This window comes from Bacillus sp. MUM 13 (assembly GCF_001866725.1).
Taxonomy (GTDB): Bacteria; Bacillota; Bacilli; order Bacillales; family DSM-1321; genus Peribacillus.
The window spans coordinates 72,874-98,284 of the sequence record NZ_MLYQ01000040.1; the positions used below are offsets into that span (position 1 = coordinate 72,874).

The 25,411-nt window shown below is 41.2% G+C and carries 15 protein-coding genes and 1 pseudogene; 6 read left to right on the top strand and 10 right to left on the bottom strand.

The genetic code is table 11. The features are described 5' to 3' along the window. Positions 1-395: 395 nt before the first annotated feature. Entirely contained in the window at positions 396-1,082 is a 687-nt protein-coding gene (locus tag BIV59_RS12285; protein ID WP_071351782.1) for a response regulator, read from the bottom strand. 58 nt (positions 1,083-1,140) lie between these two features. Next, entirely contained in the window at positions 1,141-2,283 is a 1,143-nt protein-coding gene (locus tag BIV59_RS12290) for a sensor histidine kinase (protein WP_071351783.1), read from the bottom strand. A 718-nt stretch (positions 2,284-3,001) separates the two neighbouring features. On the opposite strand from BIV59_RS12290, the gene BIV59_RS12295 reads away from it, so the two are divergent. Together BIV59_RS12295 and BIV59_RS12300 are read left to right on the top strand one after the other, a co-directional pair. Further along, the gene (locus BIV59_RS12295; protein ID WP_071351784.1) at positions 3,002-3,634 is read left to right on the top strand and encodes a YigZ family protein; all 633 of its coding nucleotides are present in this window, start codon (positions 3,002-3,004) and stop codon (positions 3,632-3,634) included. Positions 3,635-3,796: 162 nt separating this feature from the next. Continuing rightward, positions 3,797-4,807 carry an LCP family protein gene (locus BIV59_RS12300; RefSeq protein ID WP_071351785.1) on the top strand — a complete coding sequence of 337 codons (1,011 nt, stop codon included), beginning with the start codon at positions 3,797-3,799 and terminating at the stop codon, positions 4,805-4,807. Between the two features lie 228 nt (positions 4,808-5,035). Here the strand turns inward: BIV59_RS12300 and BIV59_RS12305 are convergent, their stop codons facing one another. The 7 genes and pseudogenes from BIV59_RS12305 to BIV59_RS12335 all read right to left on the bottom strand — a co-directional run bounded on the left by BIV59_RS12305 (position 5,036) and on the right by BIV59_RS12335 (position 15,776). Continuing rightward, positions 5,036-6,091 (bottom strand): glycosyltransferase family 4 protein, encoded by a 1,056-nt coding sequence (locus BIV59_RS12305; RefSeq protein WP_071351786.1) that lies wholly within the window; start codon positions 6,089-6,091, stop codon positions 5,036-5,038. 309 nt (positions 6,092-6,400) lie between these two features. Beyond that, entirely contained in the window at positions 6,401-7,132 is a 732-nt protein-coding gene (locus BIV59_RS12310; protein ID WP_071351787.1) for a WecB/TagA/CpsF family glycosyltransferase, read from the bottom strand. Positions 7,133-7,848: 716 nt separating this feature from the next. After that, positions 7,849-8,646, bottom strand: coding sequence for a teichoic acids export ABC transporter ATP-binding subunit TagH (gene tagH, locus BIV59_RS12315; RefSeq protein WP_071351788.1), 798 nt, complete (start codon positions 8,644-8,646; stop codon positions 7,849-7,851). Positions 8,647-8,663: 17 nt separating this feature from the next. Continuing rightward, positions 8,664-9,470 carry an ABC transporter permease gene (locus BIV59_RS12320; protein ID WP_071351789.1) on the bottom strand — a complete coding sequence of 269 codons (807 nt, stop codon included), beginning with the start codon at positions 9,468-9,470 and terminating at the stop codon, positions 8,664-8,666. A 4-nt stretch (positions 9,471-9,474) separates the two neighbouring features. After that, a pseudogene (locus BIV59_RS12325) lies at positions 9,475-10,638 on the bottom strand (CDP-glycerol glycerophosphotransferase family protein); the annotation flags it as partial. Between the two features lie 251 nt (positions 10,639-10,889). After that, positions 10,890-12,440 carry a glycosyltransferase family 2 protein gene (locus tag BIV59_RS12330; RefSeq protein WP_071351791.1) on the bottom strand — a complete coding sequence of 517 codons (1,551 nt, stop codon included), beginning with the start codon at positions 12,438-12,440 and terminating at the stop codon, positions 10,890-10,892. A gap of 24 nt (positions 12,441-12,464) precedes the next feature. After that, positions 12,465-15,776, bottom strand: coding sequence for a CDP-glycerol glycerophosphotransferase family protein (locus BIV59_RS12335; protein WP_071351792.1), 3,312 nt, complete (start codon positions 15,774-15,776; stop codon positions 12,465-12,467). Positions 15,777-16,404: 628 nt separating this feature from the next. Here BIV59_RS12335 and tagD point away from each other — a divergent pair. The 3 genes from tagD (at position 16,405) to BIV59_RS24255 (ending at position 20,209) form a co-directional block, all read left to right on the top strand. Further along, on the top strand, positions 16,405-16,803 hold the full coding sequence (tagD, locus tag BIV59_RS12345; protein ID WP_071351794.1) for a glycerol-3-phosphate cytidylyltransferase: 399 nt from the start codon (positions 16,405-16,407) through the stop codon (positions 16,801-16,803). Continuing rightward, complete coding sequence (locus BIV59_RS12350; protein ID WP_071351795.1) at positions 16,796-17,962, top strand: CDP-glycerol glycerophosphotransferase family protein; 1,167 nt, start codon at positions 16,796-16,798, stop codon at positions 17,960-17,962. The genes tagD and BIV59_RS12350 overlap by 8 nt, the downstream gene beginning before the upstream one ends. A gap of 369 nt (positions 17,963-18,331) precedes the next feature. Then, complete coding sequence (locus BIV59_RS24255) at positions 18,332-20,209, top strand: N-acetylglucosaminidase (protein WP_071351796.1); 1,878 nt, start codon at positions 18,332-18,334, stop codon at positions 20,207-20,209. Positions 20,210-20,457: 248 nt separating this feature from the next. Here BIV59_RS24255 and BIV59_RS12360 read toward each other — a convergent pair whose 3' ends face one another. Next, positions 20,458-22,893: an SH3 domain-containing protein gene (locus BIV59_RS12360; protein WP_083392152.1), complete on the bottom strand. Its 2,436-nt coding sequence runs from the start codon at positions 22,891-22,893 to the stop codon at positions 20,458-20,460. 371 nt (positions 22,894-23,264) lie between these two features. On the opposite strand from BIV59_RS12360, the gene BIV59_RS12365 reads away from it, so the two are divergent. After that, positions 23,265-25,409, top strand: a complete 2,145-nt coding sequence (locus BIV59_RS12365; RefSeq protein ID WP_071351798.1) for a S8 family serine peptidase — start codon at positions 23,265-23,267, stop codon at positions 25,407-25,409. The last annotated feature ends 2 nt before the right edge of the window (positions 25,410-25,411 follow it).

The following is a 25,411-nucleotide window of genomic DNA, read 5'->3' on the forward strand; positions in this document are numbered from 1 at the left end:
TATAAATATATACACCATTCTATCTGAAAACCATCCATCCTGCATTATATACCTGGTTGGTTTTTGAATTAAAGCTGACTTGGCAGCCGTATTACCCTGCTTAAGTTACGCTTTTCCGTAAATTAATGATATTTTCATAAAAAAAGTCACTCTAAGAACATATCACTCTTTAAAAAAGCAGCTTTATTCTGGAGAACTGCTTCAAAAATGCATACTAATTTCCAATTAAATGGATAATAAGTTCAAATAGACCACAATTCGAGCCAATTCACCCTCCATTAGAGCGAAATCGCCCTTGATTCGAGCCAAACCTTATAGATACGCTCTTTTAGTAACCCCCAAAACCATAAAAAAAGCCCAGCCCCATAGGGAGCCAGACTTCTTCTAACACAATATTATTTCACTTCCACCCAGCCGTTTTTAATCGCAAGGACTACGGCTTGTGTGCGGTCGTTTACATTCATTTTCTGCAGAATGTTGGACACGTGGTTTTTGACGGTTTTTTCGCTTATGTATAGGGTTTCGCCTATGCCGCGGTTGCTTTTTCCGTCAGCCAATAGCTGAAGCACTTCGCATTCGCGTCGTGTAAGCAGGTGCAGCGGCCTTCTGATTTCCGGGCCAAAAGATGACTTGCTGCTGTCAGAGTTCGGCTCTGTAGCGAGTCTGCGGTATTCTCTCACCAGATTGTGAGTGACTTTCGGATGAAGGTATGACCCTCCGTCTGCTACTACTTTGACTGCTTCTACCAATGCGTCTGCATCCATTTCCTTCAGCAGGTATCCTTGTGCGCCTGTTTTTAAAGCGTGCTGCACATAGTTTTCATCGTCATGGATGGACAGGATGATTACTTTTGTTTCGGGATATTGGGAGATCAGCATCTTTGTAGCTTCGATTCCATTTACTGTCGGCATGTTGATGTCCATCAATACAACATCTGGATTGTGTTCTTCAACAAGGCTGATTGCATCGCTGCCATCGTCGCCTTCTGCCACTACATCGAATGAATCTTCGAAGTCTAGTATTCTTTTTACCCCTTCACGAAAAAGCTGATGGTCATCAATAATGATTATATTTGTTGTCATGGGCTTCGCCCCCCTAATTCTACGTTTTTCTGTTTTTTTAAAATTTTATATGCTTTGTTTATACTTTTAAAGGTACCTGGATCATGACAAGCGTGCCTATGCCAGGCTGGGAATTGATTGTGATCTCTCCTTCAAGAAGATCCACACGCTCTCTCATTCCCATCAGGCCGAACGAGCCTTCTTTTTGCTGTGAGGCGTCGAATCCGCTGCCGTCATCCTTCACCATGACCATGACCATTTCGCGTGTCATCGACAGTTTGACTGAAATGTTTTTCGGACTGGCATGCTTGATGGCATTTTGGATGGATTCCTGCACAAGCCTGAATAACGCAACTTCCATCTTCGGAGGCAGCCGCTTTTCTTCCCCGAGATTTATGAAGCTTAATGTAATGCCTTCATTATAGTCTTCGGTTGTCTGCAGGTATTTTCTTAGGGTAGGAATCAGGCCAAGATCATCCAGTGCCATCGGGCGGAGATCATAAATGATTCTGCGGACTTCATAAAGCGCATTGCGGACCATGACCTTCAAGCTCTTTATTTCTGTCATGGCTTCACCGGCACCGCGGTCGCGATAGACCCTCTCGATCAAGTCAGAACGCATCATCACGTTCGCCATCATTTGGGCAGGGCCATCATGAATTTCGCGGGAAAGCTTCTTTCGTTCCTCTTCCTGGGCTTCAATGATCTTCAGGCCAAAATCCTGCTTCCGCCGTGCATCCTTAAGGGCCTCGCCAACCTGTTTCAGATCGCTCGTCAGGTAATTGAGCACAACGGATATTTGCGAAACAAGATGATCAGCTCTGTCGATCGTTTGCTGCAAACCTTTTAATCTTCTTTCAAGATCATCGCGCCGTACCCGGAGCTGTTTTTCGAGCTGACGGTTCATTTGCAGATCAATCTGCAGCTTATGCGCCTTTTCGTAGGCATCGCGAACCTGTTCTTCTGAAAAGTTATTAAAGAACATGCTAACCTCTGAAAGCCGTTTTCTGGCATAGCGGGCTTTTTTGTCCAGAGAATCACTTTCGTCAATGACTGTCGAAACCCGCACCCTGATTTCTTCAAGCTCTTTAGAAGACTCTTCAAAGTCACGGCGGCACTGCTCTTCAATTTCGAAGATCTCAGATTTGCTGTCACCTACTGTTCTCACCATGGTTTCTAATATCATGTCCAAAGAATTTATATCTAATTGTTTAATGGACATCAGGATTCCTCCGCTTATATGAACAAATTGGTTTATGTAAGTGATCGTATCCATTCTCGCTGTGTTCAGTAATCCTATTGAAAAACAACCTTCGTTGACAGCTGACTTTACACTTATTTCCTCTTTATTGTAACAAATATCAGAGCAAATACAGCGAATTACTGTAAAAATATTAGGAAAAGAGATACGATACAAGAAGCGATATATTTTATTAAAAAACACATCGCACACAATGCATAGAAATCGATTAGTATATCCTTTATCCTAATCCATTCTATACAAAAGAATCAAATGGAAGAATCTTTATATTTCGTCCATATATTTCAAAACCCTGAGACTATTATGCAGTTAAAACCCTTGATATCCCTGCAAAAACGGGTAAAAAGCCATGAATGTCGAAAAACATTTCTTGATTTTTTATGGAAAATATTCTTTTAAGCATACAACACTATTTTACGATAGTAGTTTCATTGAACATTAGTACTCATTATATCATGGAATTTTCTTGTATATATTAAAATTCTTTTACATTCCGTTACCTTTACATTACATTCGACCGATAAATGAAGGGAACTATTCATTATAGTAAAATAGTCTTATCGCTAAAAACCACTTTGATAGGTCTAAATACTCACCGTTCATATTTTGAACAATAACAAAAAAGGCCCATTGCCATAATTCAATATACGGGGAAACCCCAATAGAAAGGAGAATCATTTTGCTTCCACAATATTTGACTGTAAAAGGACAAGGGGAAAATGAGATTGTAATAGAGCGGTCGCGGTTCATTGCCTCCATCGCCCGAACTGAAACAGAGGAAGAAGCTTTAGCATTTATCCAGGAAATCAAGAAAAAACACCGAGATGCCACTCACAACTGTTCAGCCTATATGATCGGTGAACAAAACCTGATTCAAAAGGCGAATGATGACGGCGAGCCTTCAGGGACGGCTGGGGTGCCAATTTTAGAAGTATTGAAGAAAAAGAACTTGAAGGATACCACTGTTGTCGTCACCCGTTATTTCGGCGGCATTAAGCTAGGGGCAGGCGGGCTGATCCGCGCCTATAGCAATAGCACCTCAGAAGGAATTGAGGCAATCGGCGTTGTCGAAAGAAAGCTTACGGCCGTCATGCATACAAAGCTAGAGTACACTTGGCTTGGAAAAGTGGAAAATGAGCTCCGGTCTTCGCCGTTTCCTATTAAAGAGATAGAATATCTTGATTCAGTCATCTTCCAGACCTATGTAGCTGCCGGCGAGAAACAGCAATTCATCGATTGGATGACAGAATTGACGAATGGGCAGGGAATCATTACCGAAGGGGAAACGCTCTATCTAGAGACAGATGTTTAGCATTGATTTCATTTATTACAGTGTCACTCCTTTTTTGTAAAGAAAATTTTATTTTACGGATGGTGAAATTCAAGGTAAAATGAATTTTGATTTACAACTATATCATCTAGAAAAAGAAGATGGCAGTTTTAGAGCTGCTGTTTTTTTAAAGGAGAAGTAACAATGGCAAGAAGGCGTGTGTACAAGATTAGGAAAAGAAAGAAAAACCGCAAAAAACTTTTACTGTTTCTCGTTCCCCTATTCATCCTTGGCTTAGGAGCTTCCGCTTATGCGGCTTCCATCTATGTGAAGGCAAAAAGCGTGATGGACGATTCCTACAAATCTATCGGCACCTCAGATAAGCGCAAAACGGCTGTCAATCCAATGGCGGACAATGTGTCCATTTTGTTCATTGGGGTGGATGACAGCACAAAGCGTAAATTTAATGGCCACGCCAGATCTGATGCCCTTATGCTTGCCACCTTTAATAAAAAAGAGAAATCGATTAAACTGCTCAGCATCCCGCGTGACTCCTATGTATACATTCCAGGCAAAGACAGGTATACAAAAATTAATGCGGCTCATGCATACGGCGGTCCAAAAACCACTATCCAGACTGTAGAGCACTTGCTGGACGTACCTGTTGATTACTATGTCCGCATGAACTTCAATGCCTTCATCGATGTAGTGGACGCCTTAAACGGCATTGATGTTGATGTACCGTATGATTTACGCGAACAAGACTCTAAAGACCATAAAGATGCCATTCATTTGAAGCCGGGCATGCAAACCCTTGACGGTGAACAAGCTCTCGCACTTGCCAGAACAAGACACCACGACAGCGATATCCAGCGCGGCCAACGCCAGCAGCAGATATTAAAAGCAATCATGACAAAGGCAACATCTGTCGGCGCTGTCACCAAATATACTGACGTCATCCAGGCAGTAGGCAACAACATGGAAACAAATCTTAAGTTCACCGAAATGAAGTCGTTCCTAAGCTATGTAACAAGCGGCGCAGGACTTAACATTGAAACTATCAAACTCAAAGGCTCCGACAACTACACAGACGGCATCTACTATTATAAGCTTGATGAAGCATCCGTCGAAGAAGTAAAAGCGGCCCTGCAGAAGCATTTGAATGTCACCTCTAAGGACGACACAAACGGTTCAGCAGACAGCTCTTCCTACTAAACGGCGAAACCCTCCGCAAAGACTGCGGAGGGTTTTTTATATAGCTCTTTTAAACTTGCCGGGTGATTGAAACGTTGGGATGCTTTATGAGCTCGGCTTTTTAGTAATTAGGACTTCCAGTCAAAAACCCGCAGATATTCTGCGGCCACGCCAAATGTCTGTATATCTTATATAAAAAAGCGCCATAATCAGCTCGTTCTTGAACAAGAAGATTAGGGCGCTTTTTTATTAAGGCTTCTCTTTTCTCGGTGCAAACATCTTCAGCAGAGGCTGGTAGTTCGATCCGATCAAGCCTACCTTTTCTACTATTATTTCAATTGTGATTAATAGAATCGCAACAATCAGCAATGCCCCCCACTGGGTAGCGAAGGAAAAGATAATGGCCGCGAGCCCGAATGATGCAGCAAGTGCATAAATAAGGACAACCGTCTGTTTATGCGAAAATCCGACATTTACTAAGCAATGATGCAAATGGGACTTGTCCGGCGCCGAAATCGGTGTTTTGTTCACCAGTCTTCTGATGATGGCAAAAATGGTATCTGAAATCGGTACACCAAGTATAATGATCGGTACAATCAATGAAATGACTGTAATATTTTTAAATCCTAATAGTGAAAGGACAGCAATGATATATCCAAGGAACAGCGATCCTGTATCGCCCATAAAAATCTTGGCCGGGTGAAAGTTGTATTTCAAAAAGCCGAGTGAACTGCCTGTTACAATTAAGGAAATTGTAGCTACAAAGATGTCTCCCATCACAAGCGCCATGACGGAAATCGTGACCAGTGCAATGGATGAAACACCTGCTGCCAGCCCGTCCAGGCCGTCAATAAGGTTAATAGCATTTGTGACTCCTACAATCCAGATGATTGTAATTGGAATGCTCAGCGCTCCGAACTCAAGCTCTCCTCCGAAAGGGAGATTGATGAACTGAACCTGGATGCCGCCCCAGAAGATAATGATGAGGGCTGCGCCCACCTGTCCGGCAAGCTTCATTTTGGCGCTTAATTCATAAATATCATCAAAAATCCCGATTAGGACGATCAGGCAGGCGCCTGCTAAAATCGGCAAATAATTTTCGTTTGGAACATCCGGCCGAAAAATAAGAAACGAAATCGCAAAGCTTAAAAATATCGCTAAACCGCCCATCCGAGGCATGATCTTCTGATGGACCTTGCGTTCATTCGGCTTATCGGTAGCTCCCCATTTAAAGGCGAGCTTAGATACAAACGGAGTCAGTACTATTGACAGGAAAAAAGCTGTCAACAAGGCTCCTATCAACATATGACCCACCTCTTCATTCTGCATTCATCATAATCGTGTAATACCCTGTTCTTTACAATGTCGAAACCACACATATATATTCACTTTACAAATTTACATAAATTCAATAAATAAATCACTCTCAACTACAAATTATATATGTTTTCAACAGAAAACACTACAATAAGTTTTCATGCCTGAAGAATTTTGTAAAAGTCCTTCTGCTTTTGTCGGAACTGCAGTCTGCAAATTCTCCTAGTCTTAAGGTAACCTAAATTCAATCCTTTATGAATCAGCACTTAATTAGACGATTAAAGGCAAGGATTAGTTTCAAGCCCTGCTTTTCTTTGAAAGCATGACCTTAACGACAAAAAGAGGCAAAACCAGCATCCTTCTCCATCTCGATGGCTGCTGAATGAGCCTGTACAGCCACTCCAGGTTCAGCTTCTGCCAGAATTTCGGCGCCCGCTTGACCGTCCCTGCAAGGATATCAAAGGTTCCGCCGACACCCATGAACACGCCTGATTCAAATAAATGCGAATGCTGCGATATCCACTCCTCCTGCTTTGGAAAACCCAGTGCAGTGAAAATCATATCAGGCTTATGTTCTGCGATTTCACGCGCTAATTCTTGATCATTAATATCTATATACCCGTGGTGGTGATGCAAGCGGATATTCGGATGCTTCCTATGCACCTCAGCTGCTGCAGCCTCAACCACGTCTTCTGCCGCCCCAAGCATATACACACCAAGATGATGCTCATTGGCCACCTTCAGCAGCTCCATTGCAATATCAAAGCCCGGCACACGCTCCTCTAGGGGTGTATTCAGCATTTTGGCAGCAAGAATGATCCCAGCTCCATCAGGAATAATATAATCCGCTCCAAGGATGATCTTCTTGTAGCTTTCATGTTCATTTGCATATTCAACAATCTCCGGATTTGCTGTTACGATAAACGTCTTTTCTCGCTTCAGGATTCGCGGTACAAGAACATCCCGAATAAACGACGACTTATTTGTATTAAAAAATGGTATGGATAACACATTAATTATTGAACTCATTATAGCTATTCAGCCTTTCTCATGACTATGCCTATTATTAAGAATTTGTAAATTCTCTCTCATCATTATCGTCGAAAAGCACCCTGAAGAAAAGAAAATAGTGATATTCTCTAAAAAATGGCTCTTTGTCCATGTGTTTAGGTTCTCCTTATGAGAAAAGGTCCATTACTTTACTTTCCAGTACCATAACGGGCTTGATAATTTCCAATTAAATGGATAATAGGTTCATTTAAGCCCTGATTCGAGCCAAATCCCTGTCCATTAGAGCGAAACCCCACTCCATTCGAGCCAGATCCCAAGTGATTCGAGCCAAATCGAATTCCAGCCTCAAAAACACAACCTGATGCACCTGTTAAGTAGCTCCTTGAAAAAGCTCCCCCAGCACCATTCTGCCTTTATTTTCCAGATAAATGGATAATTAGTCTAATTACGCTCTGATTCGAGCCAAATCGAATTTCAGCCTCAAAAATACAACCTGATGCACATGTTAAGTAGCCCCTTGAAAAAAGCTCTCCTAGCACCATTCTACCTTTTTTTTCAGATAAATGGATAATTAGTCCATTTAAGCCCTGATTCGAGCCAAATTCCCTTCCATTAGAGCGAAATCCTGCTCCATTCGAGCCAGATCCCAAATGATTCGAGCCAAATCGAATTCCAGCTCCAAAAACAGAAAAAAGAGAGAGCTTATAAAAGCCCTCCCTCCCGCATTTCTATTCTCAGACAGTTGCTTTGCTTCGTTTCTCTGTCGCGTCTTCACGGTATTTTTTCTTTTCCGCCTTAGACATGGCCTTGTAATCCTTCAGGAATTTTTCGTACTTGGGCATGACTTCGGTAATCGGGCCAAAGGCCTTGACCTCGCCATATTCAAGCCAGAGGGCTTTATCACAGAACTCCTTCATCTGGCCTAAGCTATGGCTGATGAAGAACATGGTTTTTCCCCGTTCCTTGAATTCGTTCATTTTTTCAAGGCATTTATCTGCGAATGCTTTGTCACCGACTGACAATGCTTCATCGATGATCAGCACATCAGGATCAATATGAACGGAAATCGCAAATCCAAGGCGCGACTTCATTCCGCTTGAGTACGATTTGACAGGCTGGTCGATGAACTTGCCAAGCTCGGAAAACTCAATGATTTCAGGCTCCAGGTTGCGGATCTGTTTTTTATCAAAGCCGAGCATGAGCATCTTAAGCTCAATGTTTTCCCGTCCTGTGAGCTGGTTATTCAGCCCGGCAGCCACGGCGATGAGCGCTGTTTTCCCGTCGATTTCTACGCTTCCTCCTGTTGGGGGAATAATGCCGGCAATGATGTTCGACAGAGTGGATTTACCGGAGCCATTGACTCCTACAAATCCGATTACATCGCCTTTTTCCGCTTCAAAGCTGATGTCGCGGAGCGCAAAGAAATCTTCTCCATAGCTTTTTGGAAACAGAAGGTCCAGCAGTTTTTCGGAGTTTTTATTATAAAGCTTGTAGCGTTTATTCACATTTTTAACAACAACGGATTTATCCATATTTCTCACTTCCAATTTTACTTGAAATCGACAAAGCGGTCCCTGAACCTTAAGTGAAGTGCGGAACCAATGATAAATAATACGATCGTCAGCACCCAGAAATACAGGGTGTATTTATAATGATCAAAAAGGTACCAGGAATGGCCAAGTAATGCGGCACGGTAGCCTTCCACAATATAATAAAGAGGATTGGCTCTCATGATCTCTCCAAGAAATGCCGGGTTCCACTTGTCTTTATACCAAAGGATCGGCGTTAAATACAATAACACCCTCATCAGCGATTGAATAATCATCTGAATATCCCTGATGATTGTGGTTAGAGTGGAGGTAATCAGCGACAGTGACACCAAAAAGGCAAGCGTCGCAAACAGGAAATATGGCAATTGCACAATATAAAAGGTCGGCGGATATCCCGAAAAAGCCAGGATGATGATGACAGCCGCAAGCAGCATTAAATGCTGGTAAAACTTCGCCAAAATGACATACGTCGGGATGACGCTCACAGGAAAGCTCATTTTCGAAATCATGCCAAGCCTTGAGTAAATAGCCTTTGACCCGAGTGTAATCGACGGGCTGATTAAAAACCACACCGAAATCCCCGCAAGGAGCCACGGGAAATAAGCATCGTCTCCAACATCATTCCGTTTCATAATAAAGCCGAATACATACCAGTAAATGGCGATTTGTATCATTGGATTTATAATTTCCCAAAGTATGCCCAAATAATTATCGTTATTGCTGCTCTTCATTTCATAGGCTGATAATCGCCTGACTAAATAGAAATTCTTTATTTGTTCGTTTAACACGGTCAAAGCAGATCTCATAATCTTATACAGACCTTCCTAACACTTTTTCTATCACCCGCTGTGAAGCATGTCCGTCTTCCAATCCGCAAAACTGTTCATAGAAAGCTTCGGAATTTTCATCCGGGACAAATCCCTTCTCTTCCTGGGCCTTAATTTCGCGGATCACCTCATCCGTCCTTTTCACGAGCGGCCCGGGCGCCGAGGCTTCAAAGTCAAAATAAAAACCGCGCAGCCTGTCTCTGTAATTTTCAATATCATACACAAAAAACAGCATCGGGCGTTTTAAATTCGCATAATCAAAAAATACTGAAGAATAATCGGTGATCAGCATATCTGAAATCAGATACAAATGGCTGATGTCACCATAATTTGAGAAATCATAGGCAAAGCCTTCAAAATCGGAAAGCTCCAGATTCTCTGAAATCAGGTAATGGAGGCGAAGCAGGATCACATATTCGCTTCCAAGCTTCTCTCTCATTTCATTCAAATCAAGCTTTAAGGAAAACTTGTACCGCCCTTTTGAATAAAATTCGTCATCTCTCCAGGTCGGAGCATAGAGGATGACTTTTTTATCATCGGGAATCCCCATTTTCTTTTTCAGCGATGAAATCGAAGCGGAGTTGTTTTCGTTATAAAGCACGTCATTTCTAGGATACCCTGTTTCAATGACCTTGCCGGGATCAACTGCAAAGGCTCTTGAGAAAATTTCCGAAGAATAAGGGTTTGGCGAGATCAAATAATCCCACTTGCTTGATTCTTGATGGAAATTCTGCTTGTAGCTTTCTGTGTCAGTTCCAGGCATATAAACTTCCTTCATATCTGCAGCAAGCTTCTTCAGCGGTGTGCCGTGCCAGGTCTGCAGATAGGTGGTGTGCTTTGGCTTTGGAATCCAAAGCGGCATCCTGCTGTTTGAAACCCAGTAGGAAGCTCTCGTCATTTTGAACATCCACTCTACAGAAAAGCGCCTCAAATACGGCACTCCCTCGCGCTCAAAATTAGCCGTGTATTTCTTATCCGCACTCCAGTACATCTTATACTCTGGGTGCGTCTTCTGCAAATACTCATAAATTGCCCTCGGATTGCAGCTGTACTGCTTACCGAGAAAGCTTTCAAACACAATCAGCTTTTTGTCTGCAGGGAGGATGGTTCCCAGCATGAGAAAGGTTTTTTTATATAAACTTGTAAGACCTGACTTGATCCGCCCTTTCCCAGAACGGATAGATGTTTTTAATGGGTTAGACATTACACTTTCTCCCTAAACATTTGTGAATGTCACTCTGGTTCATTATGAGTGATTTCATTGTGTCCATTTTATTTTGGCGCATTATTAAAATCATAAACGTTTCATTCATTTTTAACAACAAAAAAAAGCCTTTTAAATAAGTTGCATAAAAGCTTAGGCCCCTCCAAAGGGAAAGAGCCTATTTAGCCTTATTATTAATTTTTCGAAGTGATTTTGAGACCCAAATTATTAGATAATGTTGTATAAAATTCCATCTCTTTATCATCATAACTCATCTTATTTTTCATTATTCTCTTAACATTAGCTAATTGATAGTCATTATAGCGGACAAATACCGTGAATAACGAACTCTCTAATCTGTCTAATTCAGTCTTAGATACGTGAAAAGTGCCAATATTTCCTGTAATTTCCAAATCACATATGACTTCATTCCCCACTCTTTTCCTGTCCCTTATCACGATCGTATCAATTTGGCTGATATGGTCTCCATAGATCTCCAAGGTCTGATAATAAATATCATCCATGACATAGGAATCCAACGCACGGGCCAAAATTGGCACTCTGATATAGCGATAAGGTTCCTCAAGGAAGGGAATCTCATAATAAGGCAGTTGCTCTCTAATTGCATATTTTTTATTGCTTTCATCTTTCAGCCACTGGAAAAGCATTATAAAGTCTTCTATACGTTTTTCCAAGAATAGTTCTGCAGCTGCTTTATAAAATGGCGTTTTGAATTCATTCAATAAATCAAAAGGCAAATCACTTATACTAGAAAAGGCTTCATTCAAAATCTCTATAAAATCTTCTTTATTTTCTGCATTTACAAATAGCCTGCTATCACATGTTTTGATTAAATCATATTCATACAGCCTTGTTAAGGCTGTCTTTTTTAACTCTAGCCCAATATCATCAGCTTCTTGTATATGCTTAATAATTTTCAGATCAGCCCGCCGTTTATCTAAAACATTCGTTACCCTTGTCAGTGACTGGGAATTCTCATTCGTCCGGTTCACATAGTATATCGGCTTTGCTGTAGTTGAAGCAAAACGGATTTTAAAGAAAAGCTCCATAAAAAACCACTTGTCTTCTCCGAATTTAAGATCCGGAAATCCTAAATCATGATCTTTAATGATAGAGAGCTTCATCATCCTTGCAGTTGGCCCCATATGATAAAAGAAGTGAGGGATATCTAAAGGAGAAATACTTCTTTTTTCTTTAAAAGAATTAAATTCACCAATAACACTTTCTCCTGCAGATTCAACTTTTATAGTTTTTCCAATAGCATAATCGTCGCCTGTTTCCTCTAAGATATGATAAAGGGTTTCAACCCCGTCAGCTGCAAACCAGTCATCTGCATCAAGAAAAATAACATATTTGCTTTGTGCTAATTCAATTCCGATATTCCTTGGCGTTCCCGGCGATCCGGTATTCTCCTTGAGTGATACTAGACATATATTTTTATACATCGCTGCATACTCTTGAACAATTTCTTTAGTTCCGTCAGTAGAGCAGTCATCCACGATAATATACTCAATCTCATCAAATCCAATAGACTGGCTTATTACCGAATCGATCGTCTTTCTAATGAATCTTTCCGCATTATAAGCAGCAGTTATAACTGTTACCTTTTTTTCTTTAGGCTTGCTGAATAATGCATTCTTTTTACTCAGCGGATTGTTCTTAATTTCTGCTTTACTTCCAGAAAGAATATCTCTTGCTTTCTCCCTCATAGCCAAATTCACCATAATCCCTCCTAGAACAAGTTAGTTTTAAATGCCAAAGAAACGGTCCACAATTCTGTCTGTAGCCTTGCCGTCTTCCAAGCCGCAGTATTTCTGCCTGAAATCCTGGTATTTTTTGCTGTATGCTGCAGACGTTTCTTCTATATTTGTTACTGCCTCTATGATATCTTCAGTAGTTTTCAGGAAAGGACCTGGTGCTTCATTTTCAAAATCGATATAAAAGCCGCGGATATTGTCCCGATAATCTTCAATATCATAAGTGTAATATAGGATTGGGCGGCCAGTGTTGGCAAAATCAAACATAACCGAAGAATAATCCGTCATTAAGATATCACTAATCAAATACAACTCTTGGATATCCGGATATTTCGAAACATTCATAACAAAATCACGGTACTCATTCGGAATTTTCAAAGAGTTGGAGATGACCACATGCATCCTTAACAACAGTACATATTCATCGCCTAGAGCCTGTTTCATCCTTTCTAAATCGAACTGCAGGTCAAACACAAATTTATTTTTATTAGAAGTTTGATTATCCCGGAAAGTTGGAGCATATAAGATAACCTTTTTGCCTTCAGGAATTTTCAACCTCTCAGCAACTGACCTAGCCCTTGCTTCCCTATCATCTTTAAAGAATAAATCATTTCTCGGATAGCCTGTCTCAAGGATCTCCCCGTCATAGCGGAAGGCGCTCCTGAATGCTTCCGACGCATACGGGCTCGGTGACACCAGGTAATCCCAGGTTTGAGTCGCATGATATACACGCTCTAAATACCCTTCATCTCTTCCCTGGATATTTTCAATATCAAACAGCATTTTCTTAAGCGGCGTGCCATGCCATGTTTGGATATACGTCGTTTCCTTGCGCTTATCAAGATACGTTGGGAAGTTTTGATTGTTGACCCAGTATCCTGCCTTTGCGAGGTAATAATAGTACTGCGGGCTCAGCCTGCTGATTTTTTTGGTATTTCTGTCTCTGACCGGCATCATTCCGCCGTACACCCAGATTTTTTTCATGTCAATTTTCCGCTCGAGCATTTCTTCATAAATGTTCCGCGGACTGTCTCCATATTGTTTTCCTACTCCGCTTTCAAATAGAATAAGGTTTTTATCCACCTTCACCGTCTTCATCATGATTTTATATAGTAGCTTCATGGTCGGGAAGTAGCGTTTGCTTTTCCTGAACTGCCTGAAGAAAAGCTGATAATATTCAGTTTGGGCCATTTTTTGGAAGAAGCTTCTTTGGAGCTCTGCGTGTTCTGCCACTTCGTAAATACGCTCACTTGAATGCTGGTCACGGTGCTTGATGAATTTATTCGCTCTTGCTTTATACACCTCAGGCATAACAAAATCCTGGCTGCTGTACACGTCTGCCACATTAAGCAGGTCTTCAAGATTATCCGTGATATATCCCGGAAGATCATTATCCAAGTCCAGATGTGACCTTCTTTTACCAATAAACCGTTTACGGTCAAACTGATAATAAAGGACCGGTTTATGAAGGAAGCTGAAGTCAAATGCAACACTTGAATAATCAGTGATCATCATCGCGCTTTCCTTGATCAAATGCTGAACATCCACTTCCCCCTGCGAGATAACCCGGACAGGTGCATCTTTAAAGTAAGAAGTAAAGTTCTGCATATTAGGATGCAGGCAGAACACAATCTCAAGGTTTCTTTCTTTCGCCATTGCATGAAGCTTCGGATGATGAGTCAGGTCCCGGTACCTTTCAAAATACTCGCTCTCAAGAAACACTTCCTCAGAAGTAATCCAGTCCCTCCATGTAGGGATGATGAGCAGCTGGCGCTTGATCTCCACGTCTTCTTTGAATAAAGAATCAAAGCGCGATAGCCCTGTGACATAAACCTGATCTTCGTCATAGCCAAAATCACTGATGATCATGTCTTTTTCGAACTCAGAGCTGACCAGAAATAGATCTGTATCAAAACCGGACGCTTTTTTGCCATAATTGGCAAGCATATTCTTCGTTCCCATGACACCATGCTGCAGGAAGATCTTCAGCGCCTTCACGTTCCGCTTAAACTTGCGGGTACGCACAGGGTATAAATAATCAGGATGATGAGACGAAATAACCTTTGATGCAATGACGGTGTTGCGTATATGTTCTTTTGATTTAAAATAAAGGACATTCCCAAGCGGTTCCACATTTCCAGCCTCTGGAGAATCTTTTTCAATAACATAGTAGGCGTTTTTATCAGGAAAATTCTCCCGCACATATTTAAAGAAATGATAGCCTGTATCCTGGGCCTTATAAGACCTTTCGCCAATCAGCCAGACATCCTTGCTTTTATTAAACATTCTGTACAGCGGAGCAAAACGCCGCATTTTCCTCAAATAGTTAAACGTATCTACAGGAAAACCATACACTTCAATGGATAGGTTCTTTGCTTTGAAGGTAAAGTAAGGATTGATTACATAGGCCTCGCTGCCCTTTCTTACAAAGGTCTCCTTAAGAAAAAGCTTGACCCTGCCAGTCGGGCGCCCGATTCTGGCCCTTTTCACTTCAAGCTGATCATGCAGAGTTAAGTCGAAATAAAAATCGAAAATATCATCCTCAGCAAGCCCAGCATCGTGAATTTGTCCCAAATCCATTTCAGATCGATAAGTATAGCGGTTCAAACCGAATTTTTTCGCTGTTCCTTCTTGGTCGAACGTGAAGACTGACTGTGCGGATACTTCCATATTTGTCTTTCTTCCTTTGATAAAAATTACTCCATTTGTTATTTGAGAACTCTTTGTAAATATCTTCCCCTCTATAATCATCTTACTTTGCTCATAGGAGATTTTTTCAATTTGAGATCGCATAGACAATGCAGGGTCTTGGTTAATCAAGAAAGATAAATTCCCCTTTTTTGTAACAAAAAGAATACCTCTTTTATTTCTAGAATAGAAATACGAAGATCGTTTAATTTCGGTATGCTGAAATCTTCCCAGCCTAATTAAATATTCAACAAATGCTTGTCCATCGATTATCTTTATTTCCTGATCTTCACTTGGACCTCTCCGAACCTTTCCCTCAGGCACCCTAACTTTGATAAAAAAGTCCAAGGCAGTCGAATCATCTGTCTTTAAGTTTCTAAATTGATCATCAATATCAACCTGGAATGAAAAGACAGGTTTCGGCCTTATCTCAGATGCTTTAAACATCTCACCCGTTTCCCTTACCTTCACCCACAGCTCTTTTGCACAATAAAACTCCTTGGAGAATGCTCCCTGGATGAAGATTGTTCCATTTTCCTGTGAAACAGACAGCTTATGCTTCAGTCTGATTTTGTTCTTGCTGCGCTTTAAAAATCGAAATAATTTCATCTTCATGAATAACCACCTGAAATTTAAATATTTATGAAAACATTGCTGTTTAGAATAAACCGGAAGAAACACTCGCATTTATTCAACTTGGTCACTGATGAAATAAGAAATTCTTTCATCACAACCATTATAAAATCATATACGTTTTCAGCTTTTTTCTCAACAATGAATAGCATGTGCCCCGCTTGAGTTCCTAAGATTTTCTTCCTATTCTCCCCCCGCTTTTCAGCAGCATGCATCATTTATAGAGGGCCGCCCTTTTTTCCGCTCAAAAAAGAAGCAAAATGGCCTATGCTCCCATCCTTAATTTGTCAGGATTTACAATAGTTCTTCCGCAGCTTTTATAATAAATTCACTCCAATCCCTTGTCTGGAATATAAAAACCAAGTAAAATAAATCACATTGCCGGAAGTCTATAAGAATTCAACACATGTTTGTTAAATGTTTGTTGTTTATTTGTAAATCAAATAGGTTATAATTAGGTAGAGTTTACACTATTAAAATGTTCTATTTCCTTATTATGCATGAAGCCATGAGATAAAAAGCGCAAGCGCCTGCTTACGCTGGTTTAAATAGACTGCTTTAAATTTAATCAAACGATTGATTAATAGATTTGACTGGAGGAATACTACGCATGAAGAAGGTTATTACGTACGGTACATTCGATTTGCTTCACTGGGGGCATATCAACTTATTGAAGCGAGCTAAAGCTCTTGGCGACTATCTGATTGTTGCCATCTCTTCTGACGAATTTAATGAACTTAAAAATAAAAAAGCCTACCACAGCTTTGAAAACAGAAAAATGATTCTTGAATCCATCCGCTATGTGGATGAAGTAATCGCAGAAAACAGCTGGGAACAAAAGAAAGAAGATATCATCCGTGAAGGCGTGGATGTGTTTGTCATGGGCGATGACTGGAAGGGCAAATTTGATGAATTGAACGAGGTCTGTGAAGTTGTCTATCTTCCAAGAACCATCGGAATTTCTACCAGCAAGATCAAAGACGATCTTCTGACAGTCAATAATGGCTAGAGAACTGGCAATAGAGCTGTATCTGCTTATATTTAAGGCTCTCTTTTCTGTCTTCCGCCTTTTTCCTTTAAAAAAGAAAACAGCTTTTGTTGTGTCATTCGGTGATAATGCGCGTTATATCCTCGATGAAATGAACGCACAGGGAATTGAAGGCAAAAGAATCATCTTAAAAGGGAATCATAGCAGAGCAGATTTTAAAGGCGATGGGAAAACCATCGTCTTTCACTTTGAAATCAAACATCTTCTGCACTACCTGCTCTCTATTTACCATCTGGCCACATCCAAAGTGGTAATCATAGACAACTATTTCGGCTTTCTTTCTGCCATCTCGTTCAGGCCTGCCGTCACTTGTGTCCAGGTCTGGCATGCCGCTGGGGCAGTAAAGCAATTCGGCTTAAAAGACCCTTCTGCCCTAAACCGCAGCCGGCGTGCGAAGGAGCGCTTTCAGCGTGTATACAACCAGTTCCGTTACGTTGTTTCCGGATCTGATACCATGTCTGGCATCTTTAAGGCGAGCTTTGGGCTGCCTGACGGAAATATACTGAGCACAGGTGTTCCAAGAACCGATTTCTTTTTTGATGAAGAAAAAAAATCAGCTGCCTATCAGTCACTTCTGGGGCAATTTCCGGGGCTTGAGGAGAAAAGGACGATCTTATACGCTCCTACCTTCAGGGAAAATGAGCTGAAAACAAGCTCCATTGTGCTTGATATTCAAAAACTTTATGATGAATTTCACCAAGATGAATATGTTCTCCTGCTTAAGCTCCACCCAGCTGTGTCTGGTGAACACGATTTGGAGAAACAATTTCCGGGATTCGTATATGATCTTACAAATTATCATGATGTAAATGAGATTTTGCTAATCACGGACCTGCTGATAACAGATTACTCTTCCATTCCTTTTGAATACGCCTTTTTGGAAAAACCAATGATTTTCTTTGCCTATGACTTGGAGCATTACGAAAAAGAGCGCGGCTTCTGGGAAGACTATGAAACACAAATGCCCGGACCTGTCGTTTACACAACACAAGAGATCATCGAAAAAATAAAAACGGCATCCGCTGATTACGGCAGGATCAAAAGATTTAAAGAAAAATGGAATGAATACTCTGATGGAAACTCCAGCAAAAAGCTGGTGAACTTTCTATTCAAAAAATAAACGGAGAAGACTCGTTACGGGTCTTCTCCGTTTTTTTTTATGTAATAAGCAGGAGCTTTCACCCTGATTATGCAAGTTTTCATCACCTCATTTCCTAAATCATGCGATTTTTTAAAGAAATCGTGCAGCTTTCCCCAAATTCATGCAACTTTTTAAGAAAATCATACATCTTCCTGTTTTCATGCTCCCAGCCCTCTTTTCCCAGAAATTAAACATGTAAATTATACCAAAGAAAAATATGGTCTTTTAACCATAAAATCGTATGTTACAATAGTAAAAGGGAAATTGAGGGATTAAAGATAGATAGACCCATAGTTTCCTGAAACTATTAAAACAGGGGATGTTATCAAAGAAATGAGAAAAGCTTGTATGTTTATCTTGTCGTTATCATTATTGCTGTCTTTATTGTCTCTAACTGGCCCCGCGGCTTTTGCTGCAGAAGATCCGGTCTGGGATTCATCATTGCCACTGATTCAGGGGGCTGCGGTAAAAAGCCCTACAAATATATACACCTCTGCTTCAACAAGTTCAAAAGTACTTAAAAGCTACGGCCAGGGAACTGTACTAAAATATCAGGCGTATACCTCAAGCTGGCACAAGGCACGGATTTTCATCAATGGCCAGGCAACAATTGGCTACATAAGTGCCAGTGATGTTGAAAATGTCACCGATAATCCGCAAACTCTTCGCGGAATTGCATTAAAAACCCCCACCAATATGCATTCCAGTGCATCAGCAGGATCTAAAGTGCTGAAAACCTATCAGCCGGGAACTGTTTTAACCTATAAAACCTTTACTTCAAGCTGGTATCAAGCCAGATTTTACGTAAACGGCACGGCAGTCATCGGATACCTGAAGGCCAGTGATGCAGAAAATCTGTTTTCGTCACAGCAATCGGTAAAAGGATTGTCATTAAAAAACCCAACAATCATGCATGAAAAAGCTTCGTCAAGTTCAAAGTCGCTCAAAAGCTATCCAGCAGGAAAGGTTTTAGTTTTTAAAACTTTCTCAGAAAACTGGTATGAAGCAAAATTCTATGTGAATGGCATCCAAAAAACTGGTTACTTGAATGTAAGCGATGCTGAAAAGCTTGTTGATGAACAGGAAAACCTGCAGGGAATCGGAAAAAGCAGTCCGACCAAAATATACAGTACCGCCTATTCAGGCTCTAAGGTACTAAAAAGCTATGAAGCAGGTACAATTTTAAAGTATAAAACTCTTTCTGAAAGCTGGATGGAGTGCAATGTTTTCATCGGCGGAAAAGCAACAACTGGCTATATCAAGAAAAGTGACCTCGAAAACCTGTGGAGCACCAAACAGTCATTAAGCGGGGTGGCCATGAAGAGTCCGACTAAGATTTATTCCAAGGCGGCAGATGTTTCCAAGGTTCTAAAAAGCTACAAAGAGCGTTCAATCCTGAAATACAGCACCCTTTCAGATAATTGGTTCGAAGCCAGTGTCTATGTTAGCGGCGTCAAAACGACTGGCTATATTAAAAGCAGCGATGTACAGGGATTATCGTATTATGATTTAACCTATGATGATGCAGTTTCCCTGCAAATGAAGGTGAATCCGCAGACAGATTCATCAGGCTCCTGGAAGACGGCTTCAAGCAGCCAGGTGAAATATTATGTTGATCCAGGAAATTTCATTCAAACATCCAGCTCTTTTTATCAATTTCTAACATTATCAAAATCTGCTGGAACAGATGCAGCTGAAATTAATAACACGATTTTAAAAAGTAAAGGCATCCTTACAGGAAGAGCTGCTTCCTATCTTTCAGCAAGCAAAACATACGGCGTCAATGAAATCTACCTGATCAGCCATTCGCTGCTTGAAACAGGAAACGGCAGTTCTAAGTTATCTAATGGTATTCTTGTTAAAAGTGTAAACGGCAAGGCCGTAACTCCTAAAACGGTCTATAATATGTACGGAATCGGTGCAAAGGATTCCTGTCCGGAACGATGCGGCTCTGAGTACGCCTATAGTGCAGGCTGGTTTACACCGGATGCAGCAATTATCGGAGGAGCGAAATTCATCGGTGACGGCTATGTAAACGCCGGCCAGGATACCCTTTATAAAATGCGCTGGAACCCTGATGGAATGGCCAAAAAAGGCTATGCCACACACCAATACGCAACTGACATCGGCTGGGCGGTCAAACAAACCTCCAGGATTTCGCAAATGTATTCCCAGCTATCTAAATACACCATGCAGCTCGACGTTCCAACATATTTAATCAAGTAAAAGATGATGCAGGCACCCTGATATTATGGCGCCTGCTTTTTTATGCCCTATTTTAGATGGATACTAAAATTTGCTCGAATGAGCAGGAATCTAGCTCGAATCAAGTTTGATTCCGGAAAATTATCCAGTTATTTGGAAATTCCAGTTTCGGAACGTCTGCCTGAAACTATCATGTTCACCCAAAACTATTGACCATGACATACCCGTTAAAATAACAAAAGACCCCGCAATTGCGGAGTCCATGTGGTTTATTGAAGTTCACGTGCTACATATGTGGCGCTGACCCATGCAAAGGTTCCATCGGAAAGCTGTACTTTATACCATGTTTTTGCGGGATTCATTGTTGCAGTGCCATCTTTTTGCGGAACAATAGAAACATAGTCATTCAATTTATAAGAACCAAGAATATCAGATGACGCAGTTGCATCTTTCCTGATGTTCACAGAACTTGCACCTGTGATTCTGCCCAGGTTCTGAACGGCAAGATAGTTTTTATATTTATCGAATTTGATAGTGTTTATCCAATATTCCACATTGTTGATTGATACTCTGACCCAGTAATTATTCGTTTTTTCCAGCAGATTGAATGATGATCCAGATTTAATGGTTTTGACTTTATCGTTCACGCCCTTAGCGCTGTTTAAAACCAGATCCTGTTTGGCCACTGCGGTTATGCCTGCTGGAAAAACGTCGCTTCCGCCCGGTATCCCAGGCTGGCCTGGAACAGTTGGATTAATCACTGCATTTTTGTAGTAGGCTTTATCATAAGGAAGCATATTTTCCATATGCCTTGCAATCGATTTTCCCCAGTTAGGATCGCTCGCATAGTAAAAGTTCATGCCTTCACTATTTTGATCGATGCGGGTATTCTTCATATCTTTTGTACTGAAGCCAAGATATGCTCCGCTATATTTCCAGCTCGCCTTATTTAAGTACGTGGATTTTATCTCAGCAGCAATGTAATTAATACATAAATCTATCGTCGAAAAACGGTATGAAGCAACAAATGGAGAAATATCGAATGCTCCAAAACCAAATAAGTTATTTTTCCCCAACGAAATGTTTGATCTGCCAAAATCACTTTCATGTATGGCGTGTGCGGCAAGGTACAGCGCATTCACTCCGTATCTATTGCCTGCATCAATGAATGCCTGGCCTTTATTCGTTAACACACTAACCTGCCCTGCCTTCAAGTTTTTTGCAATATAGCTATTGATTTGTGCAGCTGTAACATTAGATTTTGTACGCAGGTCAATAAACTGGTAACTGTCATGGTTTGTCAGCGGGTCTCCCGTAACTACCTGTTTCAGATAGCTTCCTGAAACATAACCTGTTTTTCCATCATAGGCTACTTTATACCAGCCATTTGACGTTTTATAATCCGCCGCAACAAGGGTGCTGGCAGGAATGACTGACAACAGTCCGGAAGCTGCATCAGCAGATCCTCTGATATTCAGTTCGGAGGTTGTCACAAATGTTGTCTTCGTAATTTTTTGTTCAGTATAGTCGGTATACGGAACCAATTCACTTTCAGAAATATATCCCGACTGCCCTTCAAAGGAAATATGATACCAGCTGCCGATTTTTTTATCAGGAGTGACAATGGTGTCCTTTGGCACATTTGTAAGCACATTATATTGTGTCCCAAATAATTCGAACAAACTGGATGCTGCCGTTAGTTTAAATTTGGATGCTGAAACCGGCATAAAGGCTTCACTGGTCACATCTGAATTTTTAACGTAATAATTCTTGCCGTTCATCTCTACGCAATACCATGTTTCGCCAAGGCTGTTCACTGCTTCTTTTTTAGACACAAAACCCTCGTTAGCTTCTGAGGATAAAACGGGTTGCTTAGTGGCATCCGGTGCTGCATAGAGTTTAATGGATGATTTAGAAAAGTAATAGGTTTCATCTGTATCAATCAGCTTGAAGGTGACTTCATTATATTTAGCAAGATCCGCACTCATGGTGTATCCGGATTTTCCGCCGTAGGAAACCGCATACCAATCTCCAACTTTGCTTTTGGATGTGACGAATGCCGACTTTGGCACTTTAATGATTCTAGTATAAGAGCTTCCGTAGCTTTGATAGATATAGGTATCCTTTTTGGCAGTGTATTTAGCTTGAGTGAAGTCTGACTTCGTTTTTTTTGCAGTATCGCTGCTGTTTACGTATAAAGTTTTTCCTTTATAAGAAATCTGGTACCATGTTTGTCCCGCGCTATTTACCACTTTTATTTTTGAATAAAAACCGGTATTGCCGGCAACTGAGTAAACTTCCTTCTTTTTGGTATCCGGTGAGGAATAGAGCTTAGAGGTTTTATTTGTAAAAAGATAGACGGGCGAGATTGGGGCTTTCACTCCATTCAGGTAATTGCCGCTTACCCAGCCTGCCTTCGTAACATTCTTCCCGCCTGATTTATACGTATAGGAAACTTTGTACCAGCTTCCTATTCTTTGCGTGGCCGTCACGATCTTGCCCTTCGGAACAGTGATAATCAGCTTGGCCTTTGAGTTGGCAGACATTCGTATATTTAAATTGGCTGTAGTTTGAAATGAAGTTTTGCTGATTGAAGTGACGCTGCTGGCTTCTGCCTGCAGATTCCCCGTTGGATTCACATATGCCGCCGCTCCGGCAAAAATACTTGTTGATAAAATCAGCGCCTTGCCAATATTCTTCATCATGACATCCTTTCCAGACCTTTAATAGTTTGTTGATTCTGTCTATTTGATTCCTTTGATTCATTCTCACAATGCAAATAGCCTGCAGTGCTTATTAAGTTTGTAAAACACTAGCATCTTCTAGTAATATCGGAAGCTATAACTCACCTTTTACATGGTAATTTTTTCATGAGACCCGCGTCCGCACTTCTATTATCCTAGAAACCGGTATTATTGTTAACACTTTTTTACATTATTTTTAAATTCATCCTTTTCCTGTTCTTAAAAAATGGCTCTGTAGACCAATGTGATTTGCTGTTTTGTCATGATAAAATGATGATAGATTGCAGGTTTGAAAGATTACAAACAATGCAGAAACAGACAGGAGACTGAAGATGAAACCTCTACTTTCAGTAATTTGTGCGCTTTCACTCAGCTTCATGAGTGCAGCTGATGCGGATGCTGCACCTAATAAGGATGTGCTGCACAAGAATTCTTCCCGGCAGCTTTCCCAGACGGACAGCTCATATAGCAAAAATCATTTAATCATTAAATTCCGGGGAGCTGTAAACGCTCAGCAAAAAGAGGATATTTTGAAAACATACGGAGCCATTGAAAATGACGAACTGCAAACAGGGGATTATTCAAGGCTGGCTTTCCCTGTACATACAAACCTTATGAAAACGGCCAATATGCTTAAAAAAGACAGCCGGATTAAGGATGTTCAGCTGAACTATCTTGTGAAGGCAAGCTATATTCCAAGCGACAGCGGATACCGCAAGCAATGGAATGTTCCTATGATGCATGCTGAACAAGCGTGGGATACTACACGAGGTTCCAGTGATATTAAGGTGGCTGTCATCGACGGTGGAATGCAGGTGACACACCCTGAATTTCAGGGCAGGATCATTACTCCTTATAACGCGGTGACTGGCACTAAAACCATCCCTGCTGATGAGCACGGTACCCATGTTTCAGGAATAATCGGCGCCGCTGTCAATAAGAGCGATACAGTCGGCATTGCGCCTGGAGTAAGTATCATGCCGGTCAATGTGTTCACAGGCAATGATTCAAGCGATTATGATATTGCAGATGCGATCATCCACTCAGTGAAAGCAGGAGCCGATGTCATCAACCTTAGCCTGACAATGAGCGACTATTCATCGATCATGGATTATGCCGTGAAATATGCCTCTTCACATGGAGTCTTCATCACTGCAGCAGCCGGGAATGATCATACAAGCAAACTCTGCTATCCTGCAGCCCTGAAATCTGTCGTCGGCGTTAGTGCCATTGATCCAGAAAAGCATGCTGCACCCTTTTCTAATTACGGAACTTATATTGACTTCACTGCTCCAGGAACAGATATTTACTCAACAATGCCTCATAGTTCTTATGGATACCTGAGCGGAACCTCCATGGCCTCACCTGCCATTGCGGGTACAGCAGCCCTGATTTTATCGAAAAATCCTTTTTTAAAGCCGGATGGGGTCATCAGCATTTTAAAGAAATCCGCAGCTGACCTTGGCGAAAAAGGCTGGGACAAATACTTCGGATACGGCCTTCCTGATGCAAACCAGGCATTAATAAACACTCCGAGTCCCGTATCCAGTTTAAAGCTTTCTGCCAGCACCCTTAACGAGAACGGAAAGAACACGATATCTGTGCAGTTTTCAGCTCAACAGCTGACAAAAGCCTCCCTTTATGTAACAAATCAAAAACATAAAGTAGTCAGCATAATAACCAGGAATAAAACTCTCTCTGATACTCCTCTTTCTTTCACATGGAACGGGAAATTGACCAGCGGGGCATTTGCACCACAAGGAAGATATAAAATGACGGCAAAAGTCACGAATGGGAAGCACACTCTATTCAAAAGCTCTTATATCACCATTAATGACTCTGTCATTCCCAGTTTGAGTGCCAGCAGCAAAATCACGGCCTTTTCGCCGGCTACAAAAAAGACATTGATCGTGCCTATCGAGCTGAATAAAAACACTGCCCTTACAGCTGCAGTCACGGACAAAACAGGTAAAACCGTAAAAACACTGCTGTCAAACAAGACCTTAAACGGCGGAAAAAATACGCTGAAATGGGACGGGAAAAACAGCAAGGGCGGAATCGTTCCTGACGGATCCTATACGTTGGAAATGTCTGCAAAAGACACAGCAGGAAGAATCAGTGCTCCAGTAAACCTGAAGCTAATCGCCGACAGCACGCCTCCTGTTGTAACGCTGAAATCTGCTCATGTATTTAAACCGTCAGAAAGCAGCAGGATATCTGTCAAGATCGGCATGAATGAAAAAGTAAAAGCGAGTGTGTCTATCATTAACAGCAAAAACCAGACGATTAAAACACTGATCTCCGGTAAATCCCTCCCTCAAGGAATATCCACCGCCGGATGGGAAGGAAAGTTTGCCGCAAACGCACAAGCATTGAGCGGAAATTACAGGTTTTTAGTCAAAGCTGCCGATGATGCCGGCAATAAAAGCACTAAAACAAGTTCTACTTTTAAACTAGTAAATACGAAAAGCCAATGACA